19 protein-coding genes are annotated in these 18,510 nt (G+C 67.3%); 7 read left to right on the top strand and 12 right to left on the bottom strand.

Going from position 1 to position 18,510, the window contains the following annotated elements; genetic code table 11:
- Window positions 1-86 precede the first annotated feature (86 nt).
- A complete protein-coding gene (locus tag C0V74_RS06540; RefSeq protein WP_168194168.1) occupies window positions 87-695 on the top strand; it encodes a DUF4136 domain-containing protein in 609 nt (202 codons plus the stop codon).
- Window positions 692-1,843, top strand: a complete 1,152-nt coding sequence (locus C0V74_RS06545; RefSeq protein ID WP_143251100.1) for a M14-type cytosolic carboxypeptidase — start codon at window positions 692-694, stop codon at window positions 1,841-1,843. The genes C0V74_RS06540 and C0V74_RS06545 overlap by 4 nt, the downstream gene beginning before the upstream one ends.
- Here the strand turns inward: C0V74_RS06545 and C0V74_RS06550 are convergent.
- From C0V74_RS06550 to C0V74_RS06560, 3 genes are read right to left on the bottom strand one after another with little or no spacing between them, the layout of a single operon-like run.
- The gene (locus C0V74_RS06550) at window positions 1,840-2,244 is read right to left on the bottom strand and encodes a cytidine deaminase (protein ID WP_143251101.1); all 405 of its coding nucleotides are present in this window, start codon (window positions 2,242-2,244) and stop codon (window positions 1,840-1,842) included. The genes C0V74_RS06545 and C0V74_RS06550 overlap by 4 nt on opposite strands.
- A gap of 23 nt (window positions 2,245-2,267) precedes the next feature.
- Window positions 2,268-2,963, bottom strand: coding sequence for a glycoside hydrolase family 25 protein (locus tag C0V74_RS06555; protein WP_143251102.1), 696 nt, complete (start codon window positions 2,961-2,963; stop codon window positions 2,268-2,270).
- A 31-nt stretch (window positions 2,964-2,994) separates the two neighbouring features.
- Window positions 2,995-3,489 (bottom strand): UPF0262 family protein, encoded by a 495-nt coding sequence (locus tag C0V74_RS06560; RefSeq protein ID WP_131622606.1) that lies wholly within the window; start codon window positions 3,487-3,489, stop codon window positions 2,995-2,997.
- A 115-nt stretch (window positions 3,490-3,604) separates the two neighbouring features.
- Between C0V74_RS06560 and C0V74_RS06565 the strand changes: the two genes are divergently transcribed.
- Entirely contained in the window at window positions 3,605-5,125 is a 1,521-nt protein-coding gene (locus C0V74_RS06565; protein WP_143251103.1) for a replicative DNA helicase, read from the top strand.
- A 9-nt stretch (window positions 5,126-5,134) separates the two neighbouring features.
- Here C0V74_RS06565 and C0V74_RS06570 read toward each other — a convergent pair whose 3' ends face one another.
- Window positions 5,135-6,286, bottom strand: a complete 1,152-nt coding sequence (locus tag C0V74_RS06570) for a phospholipase D-like domain-containing protein (protein WP_246844776.1) — start codon at window positions 6,284-6,286, stop codon at window positions 5,135-5,137.
- A 94-nt stretch (window positions 6,287-6,380) separates the two neighbouring features.
- Here C0V74_RS06570 and rpoZ point away from each other — a divergent pair, with 94 nt between their 5' ends.
- The gene (gene rpoZ / locus C0V74_RS06575) at window positions 6,381-6,725 is read left to right on the top strand and encodes a DNA-directed RNA polymerase subunit omega (protein WP_131622612.1); all 345 of its coding nucleotides are present in this window, start codon (window positions 6,381-6,383) and stop codon (window positions 6,723-6,725) included.
- 75 nt (window positions 6,726-6,800) lie between these two features.
- Here the strand turns inward: rpoZ and C0V74_RS06580 are convergent, their stop codons facing one another.
- Complete coding sequence (locus C0V74_RS06580) at window positions 6,801-7,034, bottom strand: DUF3072 domain-containing protein (RefSeq protein ID WP_143251105.1); 234 nt, start codon at window positions 7,032-7,034, stop codon at window positions 6,801-6,803.
- Window positions 7,035-7,124: 90 nt separating this feature from the next.
- Here C0V74_RS06580 and C0V74_RS13320 point away from each other — a divergent pair, with 90 nt between their 5' ends.
- From C0V74_RS13320 to C0V74_RS06595, 3 genes are all read left to right on the top strand, one after another.
- The gene (locus C0V74_RS13320; protein WP_143251106.1) at window positions 7,125-7,688 is read left to right on the top strand and encodes a DUF3667 domain-containing protein; all 564 of its coding nucleotides are present in this window, start codon (window positions 7,125-7,127) and stop codon (window positions 7,686-7,688) included.
- The gene (locus C0V74_RS13325; protein WP_143251107.1) at window positions 7,685-8,179 is read left to right on the top strand and encodes a hypothetical protein; all 495 of its coding nucleotides are present in this window, start codon (window positions 7,685-7,687) and stop codon (window positions 8,177-8,179) included. Before C0V74_RS13320 ends, C0V74_RS13325 begins: the two co-directional genes overlap by 4 nt.
- 144 nt (window positions 8,180-8,323) lie before the next feature.
- Entirely contained in the window at window positions 8,324-8,974 is a 651-nt protein-coding gene (locus C0V74_RS06595; protein ID WP_143251108.1) for a tetratricopeptide repeat protein, read from the top strand.
- Between the two features lie 100 nt (window positions 8,975-9,074).
- Here C0V74_RS06595 and ftsH read toward each other — a convergent pair whose 3' ends face one another.
- From ftsH to C0V74_RS06630, 7 genes are all read right to left on the bottom strand, one after another.
- The gene (gene ftsH, locus C0V74_RS06600) at window positions 9,075-11,036 is read right to left on the bottom strand and encodes an ATP-dependent zinc metalloprotease FtsH (RefSeq protein ID WP_143251109.1); all 1,962 of its coding nucleotides are present in this window, start codon (window positions 11,034-11,036) and stop codon (window positions 9,075-9,077) included.
- A gap of 116 nt (window positions 11,037-11,152) precedes the next feature.
- Entirely contained in the window at window positions 11,153-11,995 is an 843-nt protein-coding gene (locus tag C0V74_RS06605; protein ID WP_143251110.1) for a peptidylprolyl isomerase, read from the bottom strand.
- Window positions 11,996-12,075: 80 nt separating this feature from the next.
- Complete coding sequence (locus C0V74_RS06610; RefSeq protein WP_143251111.1) at window positions 12,076-12,885, bottom strand: class I mannose-6-phosphate isomerase; 810 nt, start codon at window positions 12,883-12,885, stop codon at window positions 12,076-12,078.
- A complete protein-coding gene (locus tag C0V74_RS06615) occupies window positions 12,882-13,916 on the bottom strand; it encodes a sugar phosphate nucleotidyltransferase (protein WP_143251112.1) in 1,035 nt (344 codons plus the stop codon). The genes C0V74_RS06610 and C0V74_RS06615 overlap by 4 nt, the downstream gene beginning before the upstream one ends.
- Window positions 13,917-13,937: 21 nt before the next feature.
- Window positions 13,938-15,170 carry a glycoside hydrolase family 130 protein gene (locus C0V74_RS06620; protein ID WP_349236002.1) on the bottom strand — a complete coding sequence of 411 codons (1,233 nt, stop codon included), beginning with the start codon at window positions 15,168-15,170 and terminating at the stop codon, window positions 13,938-13,940.
- A gap of 31 nt (window positions 15,171-15,201) precedes the next feature.
- Window positions 15,202-17,553, bottom strand: coding sequence for a glycosyltransferase family 4 protein (locus tag C0V74_RS06625; RefSeq protein ID WP_210413387.1), 2,352 nt, complete (start codon window positions 17,551-17,553; stop codon window positions 15,202-15,204).
- A gap of 136 nt (window positions 17,554-17,689) precedes the next feature.
- Window positions 17,690-18,385, bottom strand: coding sequence for an energy transducer TonB (locus C0V74_RS06630; RefSeq protein ID WP_246844777.1), 696 nt, complete (start codon window positions 18,383-18,385; stop codon window positions 17,690-17,692).
- Window positions 18,386-18,510 lie beyond the last annotated feature (125 nt).

An 18,510-nucleotide genomic window follows, 5' to 3' on the forward strand; every position in this document is an offset into this window, starting at 1 on the left:
CGCGCGGCCATGCCCGATCGCGTAAATACGCTGCAATATTCGGGGCATACATCCACGTCTTGCTCCATCCCAAGGGGTTTCGCATCATGAAGAAGGCTATTCTGCCTGCGCTCGCGTTGCTGTCGCTCGCCGCTCCCGCGGCGGCGGCCACGCCGGTCGAGGTCACCCGCTTTCACACCGCGCAGACCGTTGGCGCGGCGATGCCGGGTCCGATCGCGGTGCGTGCCGGCGCGGGGCTTACCCCCGGCACGTTCGAAACGCAGATCTGGCTCGATGCGGTCGCTGCCGCGCTGTCCCGTCAGGGGTTCACCGTCGTGGCCGATGCGCCCCGGGTGGCCGAAGTGACTCTCGATCAGCTCGTGCTGGAGAACCAGCGCGCGCAGTCGGGTTCGGGCGTCAGTGTTGGCGTGGGGGTCGGTTCGGGCGGCGGCTGGTATGGCCGGCGCAGCGGGGTCAACCTGGGGCTGGGGCTCGGCTTCCTGCTCGGCGGCAACAAGTCTCGCGACACGCTGGACAGCACGCTGGCCGTGACGATTGTGGATACGGCGGGCACCCACTTGTGGGAAGGCCGCGCCCAGGCCCGTCCGGGCGAGCGGTCGAAGGACGCCGAACCGCGCCGCCTGTCGGCTGAAATGGCGGCGAAGCTGTTCTCCGGCTTCCCAGGCGAATCGGGAGCGACTATCGGGGCGCGATGAACGCTCCCCAGACAGACTCCCCCATCCGCATCGACGCCCGGTTCGACAGCGGCAACATCGAAGTTCTCGGCATCGAGGGCGCCACTGCGCGCCTGTCGATTCCGGCCGATCACCAGTCGGAATTCCGCCAGTGGTTCCACTTCCGCGTGTCCGGCGCGAAGGGCCGCCAGCTGACCTTGCGGATCGTCGATCTCGCCAGTTCCGCCTACCCCGAAGGCTGGCCCGGCTACCGCGCCTGCGTGTCGGAAGACCGCGACTTCTGGGGCCGCGCCGACACCACTTATGACAAGGACGCCGACGGCGGCACGCTGACGATCACCTACACCCCGGCAAGCGACATCGCCTGGTTCGCCTATTTCGCGCCCTATTCGATGGAGCGCCACCACGACCTCGTCGCCGAATGCGCTGCGGCCGAAGGCGTGAGCTATCGCCACCTCGGCACCACGCTTGATGGCCAGCCGCTCGATTGCCTCGAAATGGGCGATGGTTCCACTCAGGTGTGGCTCTATGCGCGCCAGCATCCGGGCGAATCGATGGCCGAATGGTGGATGGAAGGCGCGCTGGAGTGCCTGACCGATCCCGCCGACCCTGTGGCACGCAGGTTGCGTCAGTTGTGCGCGTTCCACGTGGTGCCCAATTGCAATCCCGACGGCAGCCGACGTGGCCACTTGCGGACCAACGCGGCCGGCACCAACCTCAACCGCGAGTGGCACGAGCCGACGCCGGAAAAGTCGCCCGAAGTGCTCGCGATCCGCAATGCGATGGACGAAACCGGGGTCGACTTCGCGATGGACGTCCACGGGGACGAGGCGATCGCCGCGGTGTTCCTGGCGGGGTTCGAGGGGATCCCGTCGTGGACCGACGAACTGGGCGACCGGTACTACCGCTACCAGAGCATCCTGGAACGGCGGACGCCCGACTTCCAGAGCGCCAAGGGTTACGCCAAGTCCAAGCCCGGCACGGCCAACCTGTCGATGAGCACCAACCAGCTTGCCCAACGCTTCGGCGCTTGCGCGATGACGCTGGAAATGCCGTTCAAGGACAACGACGACCTGCCCGATCCGGCGCAGGGGTGGAGCCCGGAACGCACCAAGCTGTTGGCGCGCGACTGCCTCGCCAGCCTGCTGGAGTGGCTGGAGACGGCCTAGCCCAGGCTGGCCGGCCCGAACGCGTGGGGCAGCAGGGCGCTGAGCTTGACCCGGTTCACCGCGTCTGGCCCCACGCACAGCACTTCGGGATCGGTCCCGCCCAGCTGCGCGAGTTCGTTGAGCACCTGCCGGCAGCGCCCGCAGGGGGTGATCGGCTCGGCGCCCGGGCCGGTCACCGCCACCTGCACCAGCCCGCCGCGCTTGCCGCCCGCCATCGCCTTGCCCACCGCCACGGTCTCGGCGCACAGGCCAAGGCCGTAGCTGGCGTTCTCGATATTGGTGCCGGTCACCACGCTGCCGTCATCGAACAGCAGCGCCGCGCCGACCGGGAAATTGGAATAGGGTGAATAGGATTGCGCGGCGGCCGTGCGGGCAGCGGCGATGAGTTCGGATTCGGTCATGCCCTGCCCTTAGCCGGCAAATCTCACGGACGCACCACCACCCAGCGCAGCGCCTCGTCGGCCGCCTCGGTGGATAGCGCGGTGTTCGCGGTCCACATCAGCCACGGACGCCCCGCGTAGCTGGGGCGTGCCCACGTGCCGACGACCCACAGGTTGCGTTCAAGCCGCCCGGCGAGGCCATAACGGTCCTCGAATGTCTTCGACACCTGCAGGATGGCGGGACGTCCGGCGTGCGCCTCGATCTGGTTGATCAGCGTCATCAGTTCGCTTTCGACCGCCGCTTCGCGCACCCCGCACTCGTCACCCAGCGCATCGAGCGCGATCGCCGGGGGCAGCAGGTCACGCCCGCGCGGCACCAGCACGACGAAATTGGCCGACTGCCCATCGGCCATCGCACAGGGATCGAACCGGTGCACCGCGCCGATTTTCAGCCCCGCATCGCGCGCGGCAGCCAGATTGGCGGCGAAGCGCGGATCGCTGCCCCGCGCGCCGTTGCTAGCATCAAGATAGACGAACCCCCCGCCGAGCGCCTTCAAGGTGCCGAATCGCACATCGCCGTCGGCGGCGCCGATCTGGGCGCCTTGATCAGGGTAGTCGCGCGGGTCGGGCGTCCAGTGCTGCAGGCTCCACCATGCCCACGCTCCTGCCGCCAGCAGGCCCAGCAGCAATGCACCGAGCACGCGCGCGCGCCAGCCGATGCTCTTTTTCCTGCCTGCCACGAATCGCGCCCCTGCCCCGAAACCCTAGTTCTCAGCCGCGGATATGGAGCACGCAGATAAGGGTGAACAAGCGGCGTGCGGTGAGGTGATCGGTTTCAACCTTCCCGGCGAGCCGGTCGAGCAACAGGTCGGCGGCATCGTTGTGGATCGCGCGGCGGGCCATGTCGATCGTCTCGATCTCGGCCGCGGTCGCCTTGCGGATCGCCTGGTAATAGCTGTCGCAGATCGCGAAATAGTCGCGGATCGGGCGGCGAAACCGCGCCAGTCCCAGGATCAGCGTTTCCAGCGGCTCGCCGGATTCGTCGCCAATCGTCAGCGCCAGTCGCCCGTCCTGCACCGCCAGCTTCAGCGCGTACGGCCCATGATGCCCCGCAGCCACCGCGCGCAGCGGTTTGAAGGTGTTCTCTTCGATCAGGTCGTAGATCGCGACCCGCCGTTCCTGTTCGACATCCGCGTTGCGCCAGAGGATCGTATCCTCGTCGAGCGTGATCTTGGCGATCCGCCAGGTCTCTTCGTGCGCGGCCATTGTGGCCCGCTTTCGCAGAACCGCGCCCCTGGCGGCAAGCGTTTCCACAGGGCTGTGCGCCGTGGTGATCGCAAAGGCGCTTTGCGCAGGCGCCGCGATGCAGCAAGAGGGGCGCATGGCCCAGACCGACCTCCTGATGCGCCCCGCGGCGCCAGCAAATGATTCGTCCCCCGTTCGCGCGCTGCCCGCCAATATCGAGGCGGAGGCCGCGTTCTTGGGCGCGGTGCTGATCGACAACCGGGTGCTGGAGGAACTGCCCACCCCGCTGCGTCCGCAGCACTTCTTCGAACCGGTCCACCAGCGGGTCTACGACCGGATCCTGACGCTGCTCGACCGCAATGCGGTGGTCACCCCCGTGACCCTGAAGCCGTATTTCGAGGCTGACGAGGCGTTGAAGGAACTGGGCGGAATCACCTACCTCGCCCGCCTTACTGCGGACGGGCAGGGCCTGCTCGCCCCGCGCGAACTGGCCGAGCAGATCTATGACCTGGCGCTGCTGCGCGAACTGGTCAGCGTGGGACGCAACCTGGTCGAAGGCGCGCTCGACACCAGCGACAGCGTCGCCCCGATGGCGCAGATCGAAGCAGCCGAGGCGGCGCTGTTCGAAGTCGCTGAGGGCGCCGCCACCGCGACCGAGGCCGCCAGCTTCGGTTCCGCCACGCGCAAAGCGCTGGGGATGATCGAGAAGGCGATCAATTCCGGCGGCCATGTCTCGGGCAAGACCACGGGCCTCACCTCGATCAACGACAAGGTCGGCGGACTGCACAATTCCGACCTCATCATCCTCGCCGGGCGCCCCGGCATGGGCAAGTCGTCGCTGGCGACCAACATCGCGTTCAATTGTGCCGAGCGGCTGCTGCGCGACCGGCGCGACGGGATCGCCGAAAAGGATTCGGTCGGCGCCGGGGTCGCGCTGTTCAGCTTGGAAATGAGCGCCGACCAGCTCGCCACGCGTATCCTGGCCGAGCAGGCGGAAATCTCGAGCGAGGCGCTGCGCATGGGCAAGCTCAGCCGCGACGAATTCCAGAAGCTGTCGTTCGCCAGCCAGCGCCTGTCCGAGTTGCCACTTTATATCGACGACACGCCCGCGCTGACCATCGCGGCGCTGCGTACCCGTGCGCGCCGGCTGAAGCGCAAGCACGACATTGGCCTGATCATCGTCGACTACCTGCAACTGCTGCAGGGGACCGGGCGGGCGAACGACAACCGGGTCAACGAGATTTCCGAGATCAGCCGGGGTCTCAAGACGCTCGCCAAGGAACTCGACGTGCCGGTGATCGCGCTGTCCCAGCTCAGCCGTGCGGTGGAAAGCCGCGAGGACAAGCGCCCCATCCTGTCCGACCTGCGCGAGTCCGGCTCCATCGAGCAGGACGCCGACATGGTGTGGTTCATCTTCCGCGAAGACTATTACATCGCCGCGTCCGAACCCAAGCGGCCCGCCGCGGACGATCCGCAGGAAGTTCACGACGCCCACGAGGCATGGGCCCGTAAGATGGACCCGGTGTTCGGCCTCGCCGAGCTCGTCATCGCCAAGCAGCGTCACGGCTCGACCGGCAAGGTGCGGATGAAGTTCGAAGCCAAGATCACCCGCTTCAGCGACCTGGCCGAGGGCGCAAACAGCTACGGCTACGACTGAGCGGGCGCCCTACAGCCCCAGGTTCAGCCGCCGGCTGACAGTGTAGTCGACCACCGCCACCAGGAACCACGAGACATTCCACCGCACGCGGTTGAGCAATCCTGCCCGTGACTTGTGCAGGCTGGGGGTGATCGCGGTCGACGCGGGGATCAGGTGGTCGATGAATTCCGACAATCGATCCGCCATCGCGCGATCCTCGATCCGCAGCATGACCTCCAGGTTGAGGTAGAGGCTGCGCATGTCAAAATTGGCGCTACCGATGAAGCTCTTGTCGTCGATCACGATCAGCTTGGTGTGCAGCTTGGTCGCTTCGAACTCCCAGATTTCGGCCCGGCGCTTCAGCAGGAAATCGTACAGCGAGCGGGTCGCGCCGATGGTCGCGCCGTTGTCGCTTTTCGCGGCCATCACCAGCCTGGCGTGGCCGCGCCGCGCGACCCGGCCGATCGCTCGAAGGGCGCGGTTGGAAGGCGAAAAATAGGCCATCAGCATGTCCAGCCGGTCGGCGCTGTGCAGGTCGCTGCGCACGCATTTCGCCCAGCTCGACAGCCCGCGCGTCGGCCCCCCGATCAGCACCTGCACCGGGCCATGGCCCGGCTGCCAGGCGCGCACCATGCGCCGGATCGCGCGCCAGCTGGCACGCGGGTTCGCCGTCCACGCGTCGAGCTGATCGAACCAGCGCGACAGGTCGCTGACCGCTGACCCTTCCACCACAATGCCGAGATCGTTCCAGCCGTTGGCGTCCGGAGGCGCGAAATAGCTGTCTTCCACGTTGAAGCCGCCGATCATCGCGGTCCTGCCGTCGACGATGACGATCTTCTGATGATTGCGGATCAGATAGCGTTGCGAGATGCGGGGGGAGAAGCAGCAGAAGCTGCCCCCCGCGTCGCACATGGGTGCAAAGAACTCTTTCCGCGCATCTGCCCCGAACCCGTCGAGTATCAGGTTGACCTTGACCCCTCGCCTGGCGGCGGCCGCCAGGGCATCGCGCACTGCGATCCCGCTCGCATCCTCGGCGAAGATGTAGAAGCACATCCGGATCGTAGTGCACGCGCCTTCGATCAACGCCAGCAGCGCGGCCAGGCGATCCTTGCCGCCCGGGTAGAACACCAGTTTCTGACCCTGCGCTGCGATCTCGAACGGGGGCGGGTCGACATACTCCATCGGCGATGCGCCTAGAGGCATTTTCTTGACTTGGCGACGCCTGGCGGGTAGTTGGCGCGCTTTCCTGCAGACACCTGTTTATTCGGAGTGCCCGATGGCGCGCGTTACCGTCGAAGATTGCGTCGACAAGATTCCCAACCGCTTCGATCTCGTCCTGTTGGCCGCTCAGCGCGCCCGCGAGATTTCCGGCGGGGCCGAACTGACCGTCGACCGCGACCGTGACAAGAACCCGGTCGTCGCCCTGCGCGAAATCGCCGACCAGACCGTGCGTCCGAAAGAACTGCACGAATCGGTCGTCGTGGGCCTGCAGAAGATCCTGCCCGATGACGAGGATGAAGCAGACGAGATCGGCAGCCTCAGCCAGTCGGCCGAAGCGTTGCGGATCACCGCTGCGGCTCCGGTGCGTTCGACCAGCGTCGGCGGCGATTACGACGGCTGATCGCCGGCTTCCGCCCAGATGAAATAGGGCCGCCTGCGAAGGCGGCCCTTTTCGTGTCCGCTACGCGGGCATCCGTTATCTGCCGCGCCCGGTTTCTTCCTGGAGCGCATCGATCCGCTCCGATGCCTCGGCCTTGGTCAGTTCGGTGTCGTAGGCATCGGGATTGTGCGCTTCTTCCGTCAATGTCTTGAGGTAGCTCGCTTGCGCACCGGTCATCGGTTCGCCGCCGGTGACCCAGTCCGCCGGGTCCTTTTCCGCGTTCGAGACAGGTTCGCTCTTCGGGTGTTCGCTAGGGTGTTGGACAGTCATCGGTTCGTCTCCTGATACCGCCACAAAACCTCCGAAGTTCTATGTTTGTTCCCGCTAGTCGCGGCGGTTCGCGTGGGGCAAGATGCGCGCATGACGGGGGACATCGAAGGGATCGCCGGCGGCCTCGCCGACATCGGCACCGGCGCGTCAGTCGCCGGCGCGGTCGAGCGCGAACGGGGGGATGCGGCCGACGGCCGTACGCACGAAGGCGCCTGCCTCAACTGCGCGACCCCGCTCGTAGGATCGCACTGCCACGCGTGCGGCCAGCGGGCACACGTTCACCGCACGCTGGGCGCGTTCTTCCACGATCTGCTCCACGGAGTTTTGCATTTCGAAGGCAAGACCTGGCGCACTATCCCCATGCTCGCCTGGCAGCCCGGCAAGCTGACGCGCGAGTATATCGACGGCCGGCGCGCCCGCTACGTCAGCCCCATCGCGCTGTTCCTGTTCGTCGTGTTCCTCAGCTTCGCGCTGTTTTCGATGCTGGGCGGGTTCGATCCCGCTGTTTCGAACCTGGGAGAGGCCAAGGCCGTGCAGGCCGAAAACGCCGGCAGATCGACGAGATCGAGGCGCAGCTCCCCTCGGCCACGGGTGCCGAGCGCGCGGCACTTGAGGAACGTCTGCGTTCGGTCAAGGAGGATCAGCAGGCCATGACGGCGGTCGTCGGGACGGTACAGAACGACTTCGAAGACGGCTTCACCGAATCGCCCATCCCCAAAGACAGCAAGCTGGCGCGGACGATCGATCACGTCCGCGAAAACCCGCAGCTCGCCATCTACAAGGCGCAGACCAGCGCCTACAAATACAGCTGGATGCTGATCCCGCTGAGCGTGCCGTTCGTGTGGCTGCTGTTTCCCTTCAACCGCCGCTTCCGGGGGTACGACCACACGGTGTTCGTGGCCTATTCGATCAGCTTCATGATCGCGCTGGTGGCGGTCGCCAGCCTCCTGTTTTACGTCAACGCGGGCGCGGCGGGGGGCCTGCTGCTGCTCTATGCGCCGTATCACATGTACCGCCAGCTGCGCGGCACCTATGGGGTCAGCCGGGCGGGCGGCATCTGGCGGATGCTGGCGCTGAGCCTGTTCGCGTGGGTGGCGATCGGGCTGTTCGCCGGCATCATCACCTGGATGGCGATGGGGAGCTAGGCCCCGCCGCCTCCCGGCCTGGTCGGAACCGCGCCGGCCACTGCCCTACCCGCTCGGGTATCCCCACATATCACGCCGGCGGGCGCGTTTGCCGGGAATGTGCGGCGCTGCTACTCGCAGCTGCATTGAACAAAGGGGAACAGCGTGCGCAGACCGGTCGGCAAAGGGGCATGGGTGGCGCTCGCCGCGGTGGTACTGGCGACCGGGACGATCGGCTGGCGGCTCGTGTCCGACCGCAGTGCGAGCCAATCTGCCACACCCGGTGCGAACGACCCGCTGGCCGCGCTGGAGGCGGCAGCCCGCGCCAATCCCGGCGATGCGGCGGGCTGGCAACGGCTGGGGTTCGCCTATTTCGACGCCGGCCGCTTCCCCGATGCGGCCAGAGCCTATGCCAGCGCGACAGGGGCGGCCCCGCGCAACGCAGCGCTGTGGTCGAGCCTGGGCGAAGCTCTGGTGATGGCGAGCGCCAACAGCCCCATGCCGCCGCGCGCGCTGTCCGCGTTCCGCAAGGCGGCGGAGCTCGATCCAAAGGACGCGCGGGCGCGGTACTTCCTGGCGGTGAACCGCGATGTCCGCGGCGACCACCAGGGCGCGATCGACGACTGGCTGGTGCTGCTGGCGGAAACGCCGCCGGGCGCGCCGTGGGAGGCCGATCTCAGGCGGACGATCGAGCAAGTCGGTAAGATCAACGGCATCGCGGTGGCGCCGCGCATCGCTGACGCCCTAGCCAGGCGTCCCACAACCACCGCTGCCCAGCCGGCATCCAGCGCCATTCCGGGACCCGCGCCTGAATAGCCTGACGCCGCTGGCGGCGTTCCTCCGGGCGGAAGGCTGAAGGACTGGCCGCGAGCCGGGAAGACAAGCTGGCAGCCGCCCCCCAACGTCCGGCGCTAGGTTACGCGCCCTGTGGAGCCTCGCCGCCGAACCGTCGCCCTGACTTCGGGATCGCCGACCCACGAACCGGCCTGGTCGTCGGAGCCGCAGGCTTGTCGGGCCGGTCGATCGTTCCCTTGTCCAGCAGGTCGCGGATCTCGTCGCCGGTCAGCGTTTCGTATTCCAGCATGGCCTGGGCCAGCAGGTGGAGCTTGTCCTCCTCGCCCTTAAGGATCTCGGTCGCCCGCACGTGCGCGCCCTCGACCAGCGCCTTGATCTCCGCGTCGATCAGCTTGTTGGTCTCGTCGGAGCCCATCGTCCGCTGGCTGCCGCCCATGCCAAGGTAGCCTTCCTGCGTCTGCTCGTACTGCAGCGGGCCCAGCTTATCGCTCATGCCCCACTTGGTGACCATGTTGCGCGCCAGCGAGGTTGCGTACTGGATGTCAGAGCTGGCCCCCGACGACACCTTATCGTGCCCGAAGATGATCTCTTCGGCGACGCGGCCGCCCATGCTGACCGCCAAGTCGGCATGCATCTTGTCGCGGTGGTACGAATAATTGTCGCGTTCGGGCAGGCGCATCACCATGCCCAGCGCCCGGCCACGCGGGATGATCGTCGCCTTGTGGATCGGATCGGATGCGGGCTCGTGCATCGAGACGAGCGCGTGGCCGGCCTCGTGATACGCGGTCATCTTCTTCTCGTCGTCGGTCATCACCATGCTCCGGCGCTCGGAGCCCATCATGACCTTGTCCTTGGCGTCCTCGAATTCCTGCATCGCGACCAGGCGCTTGTTGCGCCGCGCGGCAAGCAGCGCCGCCTCGTTCACTAGGTTGGCGAGATCGGCGCCCGAGAACCCGGGCGTGCCGCGCGCGATGGTGCGCGGGTTGACGTCGGGCGCCAGCGGCACCTTTTTCATGTGCACGGCGAGGATCTTCTCGCGGCCTTCGATATCGGGCACAGGCACCACCACCTGGCGGTCGAACCGGCCAGGGCGCAGCAGCGCGGGGTCGAGCACGTCCGGGCGGTTGGTCGCCGCGATGATGATGATGCCTTCGTTGGCCTCGAACCCGTCCATCTCGACCAGGAGCTGGTTCAACGTCTGCTCGCGCTCGTCGTTCGAGTTGCCGAGACCGTGGCCGCGATGGCGGCCGACGGCATCGATCTCGTCGATGAACACGATGCACGGCGCGTTCTTCTTCGCCTGTTCGAACATGTCGCGCACGCGGCTGGCGCCGACGCCGACGAACATCTCGACGAAATCGGAGCCAGAGATGGTGAAGAAGGGCACGCCCGCCTCACCCGCGATCGCGCGGGCGAGCAGGGTCTTGCCGGTTCCGGGCGAGCCGACTAGCAGCGCGCCCTTGGGGATCTGCCCGCCGAGCTTGGAGAACCGGCCCGGGTCGCGCAGGAATTCGACGATCTCTTCCAGTTCCTCGCGCGCTTCGTCGATGCCGGCGACATCGGCAAAGGTCACGCGGCCCTGCTTTTCGGTCAGCATCTTGGCCTTGGACTTGCCGAAGCCCATCGCGCCGCCCGCGCCGCCACCCTTCTGCACCTGGCGCAGCGCGAAGAACGCGATGCCAAGGATCAGAATGAACGGGAGCGACTGAACCAGCAGGTACAGCAGGACATTCGGCTGATCGGCTTCCTTGCCGGAATAGGACACACCGCTGCTGTCGAGCAGCCGGGGAAGCTCGGTATCGCCCGTGATCGGCACGGTGGAGAACGTTTCGCCGTTCTTCATCGTGCCGGTGATCTTTTCAGGCGCGATCGACACGTCCTTGACCGTTCCGGCCACCACGCGCTCGCGGAACTCGGAATAGCGGATCGCCTGTCCGGGCGCTTGCGCAGCCTGGCCGAACATCGACACGACAAGCAGCAGGGCAAGGAAGATACCGCCCCACACCATCAGGCTCTTGATCCACGGGTTGGGGCCGCCGGGGCCTCCCTGGCCTGAGCCTTGCGGGTCCTTGTCGTCGTTCATCGGATGCGCCGTCCTTTCGCTAGGGAATGTAAGCGCGCCCGGGTGAATGGCAAGCTAACCCCCGGCCGGAAATGAATGACCATTTTCGCGGCAAAGCCTGGCTCGACCGTCTCACCTCAGCGATCGATCTCGATGCGGTAGTCGTCGCGCAAGGCCTGGTAGCCCGCATCCTGCTGCCGCCGGCCCATCGCGGCGCGCCAGTCGTCCTCCACGCGAGACCGGATCGCGGCGAGCGGCGGAATGACGCCGGGCTGCTTCGCGGTCAGCCGCACGAGGTGCCAGCCCAGCGCACCTTCGACCGGCCCGTGCCACGCGTCGCCGAGCGCCAGACCTTCCAGCGCGTGCGCGAATTCCTGGCCCATCTCGTCGCTGACCGTCTGGCGGCTGGCGCCGTTGAAGTGCGCCGGCAGCGAAATCGCATCACCCACCCTGGTCCAGTTCGCCCCGCCGTCAAGCAGGGTCCGGGCCACCACCGCTCGGCTGCGGCTCGTGAAATAGAGCTGATCGAAGGTCAGCTTCATGTCCTGCGCAAACCGATCGGGGTGGGCCTGCAGCCATCCGTTCAAGGTGGCATCGTCGATCGTGCCGGTCCCGGCGGCACTGGCGGCGATCGCCTCCATCTTCTGCGCCAGCCGCTTGCGCACCACCGGATCGCCTTTGTCGAGGCCGCGCCGGAGCGCCTCTCGGTAGAGCACTTCCTCGCGCACCCGGCGACTGATGAGCGTATCGAGTTCAGCCTGCGTGGGCGGCCGCCCGGTGACCTCGGCGAACTCGCGCGACAACTGCGCCTGGTCGCTGCGCGTCAGGTGAATGGAACGGCTTGAGTGATCGCCGGGAGCCGCCCGCCAAGACTTGGCGGCTAAGATGGCCGCGCCCGCTAGCAACACCAGCACCAGCACCAGCACCGGGAGGCGCCACCTGCGGAGCCGATCGGTCCAGTTCGCCGGGGAATCAGTCATGTCGGCGAGGGATAATCATCAACCTGCGCCGCTGCATCCGTCATCGCTCGGTGGGGTTTCTGTCGCTCACGCGAGATCGGTCAACCGGAACGCATGAGCGGCTGCGCGATCAAGGCCCGCCCGCCGCTGAATGCGATGTCCGACAACCGCTCCGCCATACCGCAGCCGCCCGGCTCGACCGCCTGTCCGGCCAGCGTAACAGGGGCATCGACCGGGATCACCAGCAACGGCCCGCCGGCATAGCGCGCCGCGGTGGCCGCGTCAGGCTCTCCGTCGATCCGGTCCAGCCGGAAATGCGGTCCGTCAGCCAGCGTCACGTCGCCCCGATCGGGCACGTGCCGCCGAAGCTTCGGATCGTGCGGCCCGCCCTCGGCAACCGCAATTCCATCGTCGAGATGCAATTCGCGCGGGCGGCCATAGTCGTATAGCCGATAGGTGATGTCGGAATTCTGCTGCACCTCGATCAGCGACAGTCCGGCGCCGATCGCATGCACGGTGTTGGCCGGCAGGTAGACGAAGTCGCCAGGCCCAACCTCGTGCCACGCGAGGAGTTGTTCGATCGATCCGTCCAGCGCGGCGGCGCGCATTTTTTCAGGCGAGACCGGTTCGGTGAAGCCGATCGCCAGCTTCGCGCCCGGTTCGGCGGTCAGGACCAGCCAGCATTCCTCCTTGCCGCGGCTCCCGGCGGGGGCCTGCGCATCGGACGGGTGCACCTGCACCGACAGGTTTTCGCTGGTGAACAGGTATTTCACCAGCAGTTCTGGCAGTTCGGGCGGTGGCTCGAACCAGATTTCGCCAATCCGTTTCCCGTGGGGAGCGCTGAACGGCGGCGGGAGCGTGTCCTGGCCCCACGGCTTCTCGACCGATTTGGTGGGCAGCACCCGGCTCATTGGTTGGCCGCCCCAGTCAGCTTGCCGACGAGTTGTGCTCCGGCGGCGCTGGTGACGAGAACCTCGTCCCCGTCCACCACCACGATGATGCCTTCCAGCCCAATCACCGACACCCGCGGTCCGTCCGTTTCCACCAGTACGTTACGGCACTCGACCAGTTCGACGGGCCCATGCACCCGGTTGCCCGCATCGTCGCTGGGACGCGCATCGCGCAAGGCTTCCCAGTTGCCGATGTCGGACCAGCCCATGTCTGCCGGCACGACCGCTGCGCGCGCGGTGTTTTCCATGACGGCGTAATCGACCGACTCGCCATCAACGCCGGCGAAGGCGTCCGCCGCCGGATGAAACTCCTGCCCCTGGTACCGGCCCCCGGCGACCGCGCGGCGGACCGCTTCGGCCATGGCGGGCCGATGCTGCTCCAACTCATCCATGAAGGCGCCTGCACGAAACGCGAAGATGCCGCCATTCCATGCGTAATTGCCTTCGGTCAGGAAGCGCTCGGCCGTCTCGCGATCCGGCTTTTCGACGAAGCGGTCGACCTTGTGGCCCCCCTCCATCGCCTCGCCCAGGCGGATGTAGCCGTAGCCCGTCTCCGCGCGGTCGGGTGCGATGCCCAGCGCGACCATCCAGTCGTCCCCCGCCAGCCGGGCCGCTGCTCGCGCGGCGGCGGTGAAGCTGGCGATGTCGGCGATGTGGTGGTCGCTGGGGCAGACCAGCAGGATCGCGTCAGCCGGCAGCAGCGCCGCGGCGAGCGCAATCGCGGGCGCGGTGTTCTTCGCCGCCGGTTCGACGATCACCGTCGCCTCGGCCGGTGCCTGCTCGGCCAAGTGGCACAAGTGCCCCTGGCCCGCCACGATCACGGGTTCGGCGAAGTCGCTGGAGCCGTGCCATCGGTCGAGCGTAGCCTCGAGCAGGGTGCGCTCCCCCACCAGCGGGAGGAACGGCTTGGGCTTGGCCTTGCGGCTGCGCGGCCACAGGCGCGTGCCGCTGCCGCCGCACAGGATGACGGGATGAATAAGAGCGGTGTTCATGATCACCCCCTTAACATTTGATCAGACCATAAGTTGCAGCAGTTCGTCGATTTCGACCGATGCGAACCCCACTGAACTGTCGGAGATGCCGTAGGGCACGAACAGGCGCGAGCCCGTGCGCAGCGCGCCGCACGTATAGACCACGTTCGGGACATAGCCTGACCGGTCGGCGTTCTCGGCGCTCAGCACCGGTTCGGCGGTGCGACCGATCACCTTTGACGGGTCATCGAGGTCCAGCAGCGCCGCGCCAACGGTGTACTTGCGCATCGCGCCCACCCCGTGCGTGAACAGCAGCCAGCCGGCATCGGTCTTGATCGGACTGCCGCAATTGCCGATCTGGATGAACTCCCACGGATACTTGGGCTCCATCAGCAGGACGCCTTCGGTGTCCCACCGGTCGATCCGGCGCGAGCGAAGCAGGAACAGGTTCTTGCCGTCCTGCCGCCCGACCATGGCATACTGGCCGCCGACCTTTTCCGGGAACAGCGCCATGCCCTTGTTGCGCCCGGCGCGGCCCTGAATCGGTTCGAGCAGGAAACGGCGAAAGTCGGTCGTCCGCATCAGCTCGGACCGGATCGTGCTGCCCGAATAGGCAGTGTAGGTGCCGATCCATTCGAACTCGCCGCCGCCGTGGTCGAACCGCGTCAACCGCAGATCCTCCAGCCCCCCGCGCTGCTGCTCGGTGATCGGGAAGATGACCGTGTTCGACAGCGAGCTTTCCTGGTGGCGGTGCACCGTCACGCCCCGGTCGGCGTCATAAAGCGTGGAATCGTCCAGCTCGACCGACGTGGCGAACGCGCTCTGTGGCCACAGTTCGAAATGACCGTCGGGGTGCGCGATGCCTTCGCGAAACACGATCGAGCTGATGTGCCCTTCCCCCACCGCGCGCAGGGACATGACGAACCGCACCGCGCCATCCTCGCAGCCCGACTGATCGGGGTGCGGGACGATCGACGGGTTCATCAGGGCGGCCGCCGAATACGTGTATTCGTGACAGAAATACGCCCCGATAAGCTTGCGGCGAACGGGCGAGAAATCGCACTCGTGAATGCCGAGATTGGTCGCCAGCTCGCGCCACCGCGTCTCGAAGATCGTCTCGGTCTGCCAATGCCGTTCTTTGAAGTCCGACAGGACCTTGCGATATTCGCGGCGCACCTGCGCCTCGCTCAGCGCGGCGACGTCATTGACCAGCTTCTGCGCGCGGTTGCCCGGCGCGCCGGCGGCCTGCCATCCCAGGTGAAACGGGCGCAACACGACCCGCGACGGGTCGGCGTGAAGCCGTTGTTCAAGAATATGCAAGGGGCCGTGGACCGTCCTCTGCTCGATAGTCAACGCGATCCCCCGCCGTTCGCGGCTTCGAATCGCCCGCGCTGTCCGGCGCGAGCGCTAGCATGGAATAGTGCCCCAGTTGAAACGCGAGGATCGATTCCGCACCGCAATTGATGTTCGCCCCGCGCGGGGTCAGCCCGTCCCGGCAGCGGCCCGTCGCCATGTCGGCCAGCACCACGCCGCGATCGTTGGCGCCGAAGAACCAGCTCCACGCCGCCGCCCCATGGGTCCGCCAGCGCTGATCGCCGGTGGCGCGCCAGGCCGCGAGCGAGGCATCGATGGCGGCCTGCGCCTCCAGCGGCTGCTGATCGAACGGGAGCTGCGCGTAAGGGTGGCCGAACGTCTCCGACCCGATCGCCCGGAAATGTCCGTTCGGCGCGGTCTGGCGCTCCGCGATCCAGGCGAGGGTCTCGATCCCGCAGGCGGTCCATTCGGGGCGGCCAAGCACCTCGCCAGCCTCGATCAGCGCCTGCGACAGGCGCGGATTGTCGTATCCCAGCACCGCTTCGAACCACGCCCAATCGGGCCGCCGCGCGCCGCCAAGCAACCGTTCCAGCAAGGACGCGCCCTGCTCCAACGCCTCGAGCGAAGCCGCGTGACCGGGCCGGGCGCGCAGCATCGCCGCCGCGCCGAGCATGATGAACGCCACCGTACGAGGGCTTTCAAACCGCGCGAGGCACGGCAGCGCGGTGTCATACAGATCGGACGCCCACCGCTGGATGTCGGGATCGCTGCTGTCCTCGACCGTCCGGCCGAGCGTCCAGATCGCGCGGCCGTTGGAATCCTCCGACCCCAGATCCTCGCACCAGCTGCGGTCGAAGCGCATGAAGTTGCGGAACGCCCGCTTATCGGGATTCCACGCGTCCTGGATGAACGCGGCGTAGATCATCGCCAGCGACTGCCGTTCCTGCGGGCCGATGCCGTGCGCCTGGTTGATCAGCAACAGCGCGCGGACGTTGTCGTCCAGGCAGTACCCATGCCGCCGATCGGGCACGATGCCGATCGAATGCTGAAACATGCCCGTCCCATCGGTCATCGTGCGGACGCCGTGGAACGATGGCCGCGCGCGCGGTGCGTTTCGCGCAGGGGTCGCCACCGCCCGCTCGATCAGCGCGGCAGACGCGGCAGCGAAGCGCGGCCAGATGGTCTCGCGCCCGCGGGCATAAGCGCGCGCCTTCAGGGCGGCGAGTTCGTACGGGTCGTCGAGCAGGCCAATGACCGCATCGGCGATCGCCTTCGCCGAACGCGGTTCAATCAGCACACCCACCCCTTCCGCCAGCAGCTCGCGCGCATGGACGTAAGGGGTCGAGACGACCGCCTTGCCCAGCGCGACCGCATAGCTCAGCGTGCCGCTGGTCGACTGTTGCATGCCGGGATAGGGGGTCAGGTAGATGTCGCAGGCCTCGAGCTGGTCGAGGAGGTCGGGCGTATCGACGAACGTTTCCGACCATTCGATCGCGTGCGCCACGCCCAGCCGTTCGGCGAGCGCCTTCAGCCCTTCGCGATAGCTTTCACCGTCGCGGGCCACCAGATTGGGGTGGGTCGCGCCGACGATGCGATAGAGCACGTTCGGATGCCGAGCGAGGATGTCCGGCAGCGCCTCGATGACCGATTCCACGCCCTTGCTCGGTCCAAGCAGGCCGAAGGTGGTCAGGACCGTGCGCCCGGCCAGTCCGCGCCGGGCCTTGAACTCGTCCTCGCGCCCAAACGGGCGATCGGGCGCGCCATGCTCGATCACTTCGATCAGGTCGGCTGAGACGGCATAGAGTTCGACCAGCAGGTCGCGTGAGCGCTGCGACATGACCATGATCCGGGATGCGCGCCCGACAAGGTGCTCCATGATGCGACGCTGGCGTTCGGACGGCTCGGTCAGCACGGTGTGGAACGTGACGATCAGCGGCGCCGCCACCCGGTCCACGAAACCGCAGACCATCTCGCCATCGGGTCCGCCGAAGATGCCGTATTCGTGTTGCAGCCAGACCGCGTCGGCGCCAGTGGCGTCGATCGCCTGCGCGGCGCGGGCATAATCGTCCGGCTCGTCGCGCGCGATCGTCCCGGCGATCGGGCCGTAGGAGAGCGGCGCGTCACGGTCTTCGAGTGCCCACACGTCCACGCTCACTTCGGGGCGGAAGCGGGCCAGTTGTTCGGTCACATCGGCGGTGAAGGTCGCGATCCCGCATTTGCGCGGCGGGAAATTGCCGACCAGCGCGACGCGGCGCGGGGCGCGCGGGGATCGGAATGCGACCAGTTCTGTCTCGGCGCTCTCGGCACCCATGGGGAAGAGAGCGTTGGCGCGGCGTGCGTCCATACGGCGTGACGACTCCCTTGAGATTGGAAACTGACAAATGGCTGAATGAACGACGCGCGCGATGGTTCCATTGCGCTGCACCATTTCCGAGCGACCGGAAGCACGAACCGCGCCGCAATGCTGCGTCTGCGAACAGTCAGAACCAGCGCTGTCGCCAGTAGAAGTCCGCCGCTACCGGATTGCCTGACGCGTCCGTCGCCGGGCGGAAGCGCAACCGCTGCTCGACCAGTCGGCAGGTGATCGCGTCTGCTTCCGGATCCGGGCTTGGCTTGTAGACGCTGCATCCTGATGCGCGTCCGTCGATCCCCACCGTCACCTTGACCACGACTTCGGACCCGATGCGTGCCTGCCGCCCGCCGGCCGGACGGGGGTAGTCGCGCGCGTTGTTGATCGCGCCACCGATCCATTCGGGCTTGGTCGCGATCCCGCCGCCCTGGCCCGTGCCGCCAGCGCCGCTCCCGGTCCCGGTGCCGGTGCCGCCCGCCCCCGTCCCAGTCCCGGCATCGCGCGCGCCCGAGCTGTTGTCGGTGCCGGTTGAGCTAGCCCGGGGCGCCGGGGGAGCCGGCTTGACGGTGATGGCGGGCACGGGCGCCACGACCGGGCGGGGAACCGCCTTGCGCCCTTCTTCCCCCGCAGCCCCGCTGTCGGGTTCCGGTTGCGGGGGCGGGGGCTCGTACTGTTTGGTCTCGACCGTGACGGTGACGGCGGACAGCACGGCCCGCTCCACCGAAGCGGTCTGCTGCGGGGCAAACGCGCGCGCCAGCGCATAGATCGCCAGCAGGTGCAGCAGCACGATCGCTGCCAGCGCAGCCGGCCGCGGCCGGCGCGGCATGGTGGAAAAGGAAGCCTCCGTCGCCATTCCGTGATCAAACGACAAGCGCGGCAGGGGCGTTCCGCCGGTACCGCCCTCCGCACACGAAAACGGCGGCGCTCCCGCAGAAGGAGCGCCGCCGCTGT

It is taken from the genome of Altererythrobacter sp. TH136 (assembly GCF_007065885.1).
Taxonomy (GTDB): Bacteria; Pseudomonadota; Alphaproteobacteria; order Sphingomonadales; family Sphingomonadaceae; genus Tsuneonella.

What these genes read in the sequence shown, in the direction of transcription:
- C0V74_RS06540 (WP_168194168.1), top strand. Translation starts at nt 87, where the DNA reads ATGAAGAAGGCTATTCTGCCTGCGCTCGCGTTGCTGTCGCTCGCCGCT.
- C0V74_RS06545 (WP_143251100.1), top strand. Translation starts at nt 692, where the DNA reads ATGAACGCTCCCCAGACAGACTCCCCCATCCGCATCGACGCCCGGTTC.
- C0V74_RS06550 (WP_143251101.1), bottom strand. Translation starts at nt 2,244, where the DNA reads ATGACCGAATCCGAACTCATCGCCGCTGCCCGCACGGCCGCCGCGCAA.
- C0V74_RS06560 (WP_131622606.1), bottom strand. Translation starts at nt 3,489, where the DNA reads ATGGCCGCGCACGAAGAGACCTGGCGGATCGCCAAGATCACGCTCGAC.
- C0V74_RS06565 (WP_143251103.1), top strand. Translation starts at nt 3,605, where the DNA reads ATGGCCCAGACCGACCTCCTGATGCGCCCCGCGGCGCCAGCAAATGAT.
- C0V74_RS06570 (WP_246844776.1), bottom strand. Translation starts at nt 6,286, where the DNA reads ATGGAGTATGTCGACCCGCCCCCGTTCGAGATCGCAGCGCAGGGTCAG.
- rpoZ (WP_131622612.1), top strand. Translation starts at nt 6,381, where the DNA reads ATGGCGCGCGTTACCGTCGAAGATTGCGTCGACAAGATTCCCAACCGC.
- C0V74_RS06580 (WP_143251105.1), bottom strand. Translation starts at nt 7,034, where the DNA reads ATGACTGTCCAACACCCTAGCGAACACCCGAAGAGCGAACCTGTCTCG.
- C0V74_RS13320 (WP_143251106.1), top strand. Translation starts at nt 7,125, where the DNA reads ATGACGGGGGACATCGAAGGGATCGCCGGCGGCCTCGCCGACATCGGC.
- C0V74_RS13325 (WP_143251107.1), top strand. Translation starts at nt 7,685, where the DNA reads ATGACGGCGGTCGTCGGGACGGTACAGAACGACTTCGAAGACGGCTTC.
- ftsH (WP_143251109.1), bottom strand. Translation starts at nt 11,036, where the DNA reads ATGAACGACGACAAGGACCCGCAAGGCTCAGGCCAGGGAGGCCCCGGC.
- C0V74_RS06605 (WP_143251110.1), bottom strand. Translation starts at nt 11,995, where the DNA reads ATGACTGATTCCCCGGCGAACTGGACCGATCGGCTCCGCAGGTGGCGC.
- C0V74_RS06610 (WP_143251111.1), bottom strand. Translation starts at nt 12,885, where the DNA reads ATGAGCCGGGTGCTGCCCACCAAATCGGTCGAGAAGCCGTGGGGCCAG.
- C0V74_RS06615 (WP_143251112.1), bottom strand. Translation starts at nt 13,916, where the DNA reads ATGAACACCGCTCTTATTCATCCCGTCATCCTGTGCGGCGGCAGCGGC.
- C0V74_RS06625 (WP_210413387.1), bottom strand. Translation starts at nt 17,553, where the DNA reads ATGGACGCACGCCGCGCCAACGCTCTCTTCCCCATGGGTGCCGAGAGC.
- C0V74_RS06630 (WP_246844777.1), bottom strand. Translation starts at nt 18,385, where the DNA reads ATGCCGCGCCGGCCGCGGCCGGCTGCGCTGGCAGCGATCGTGCTGCTG.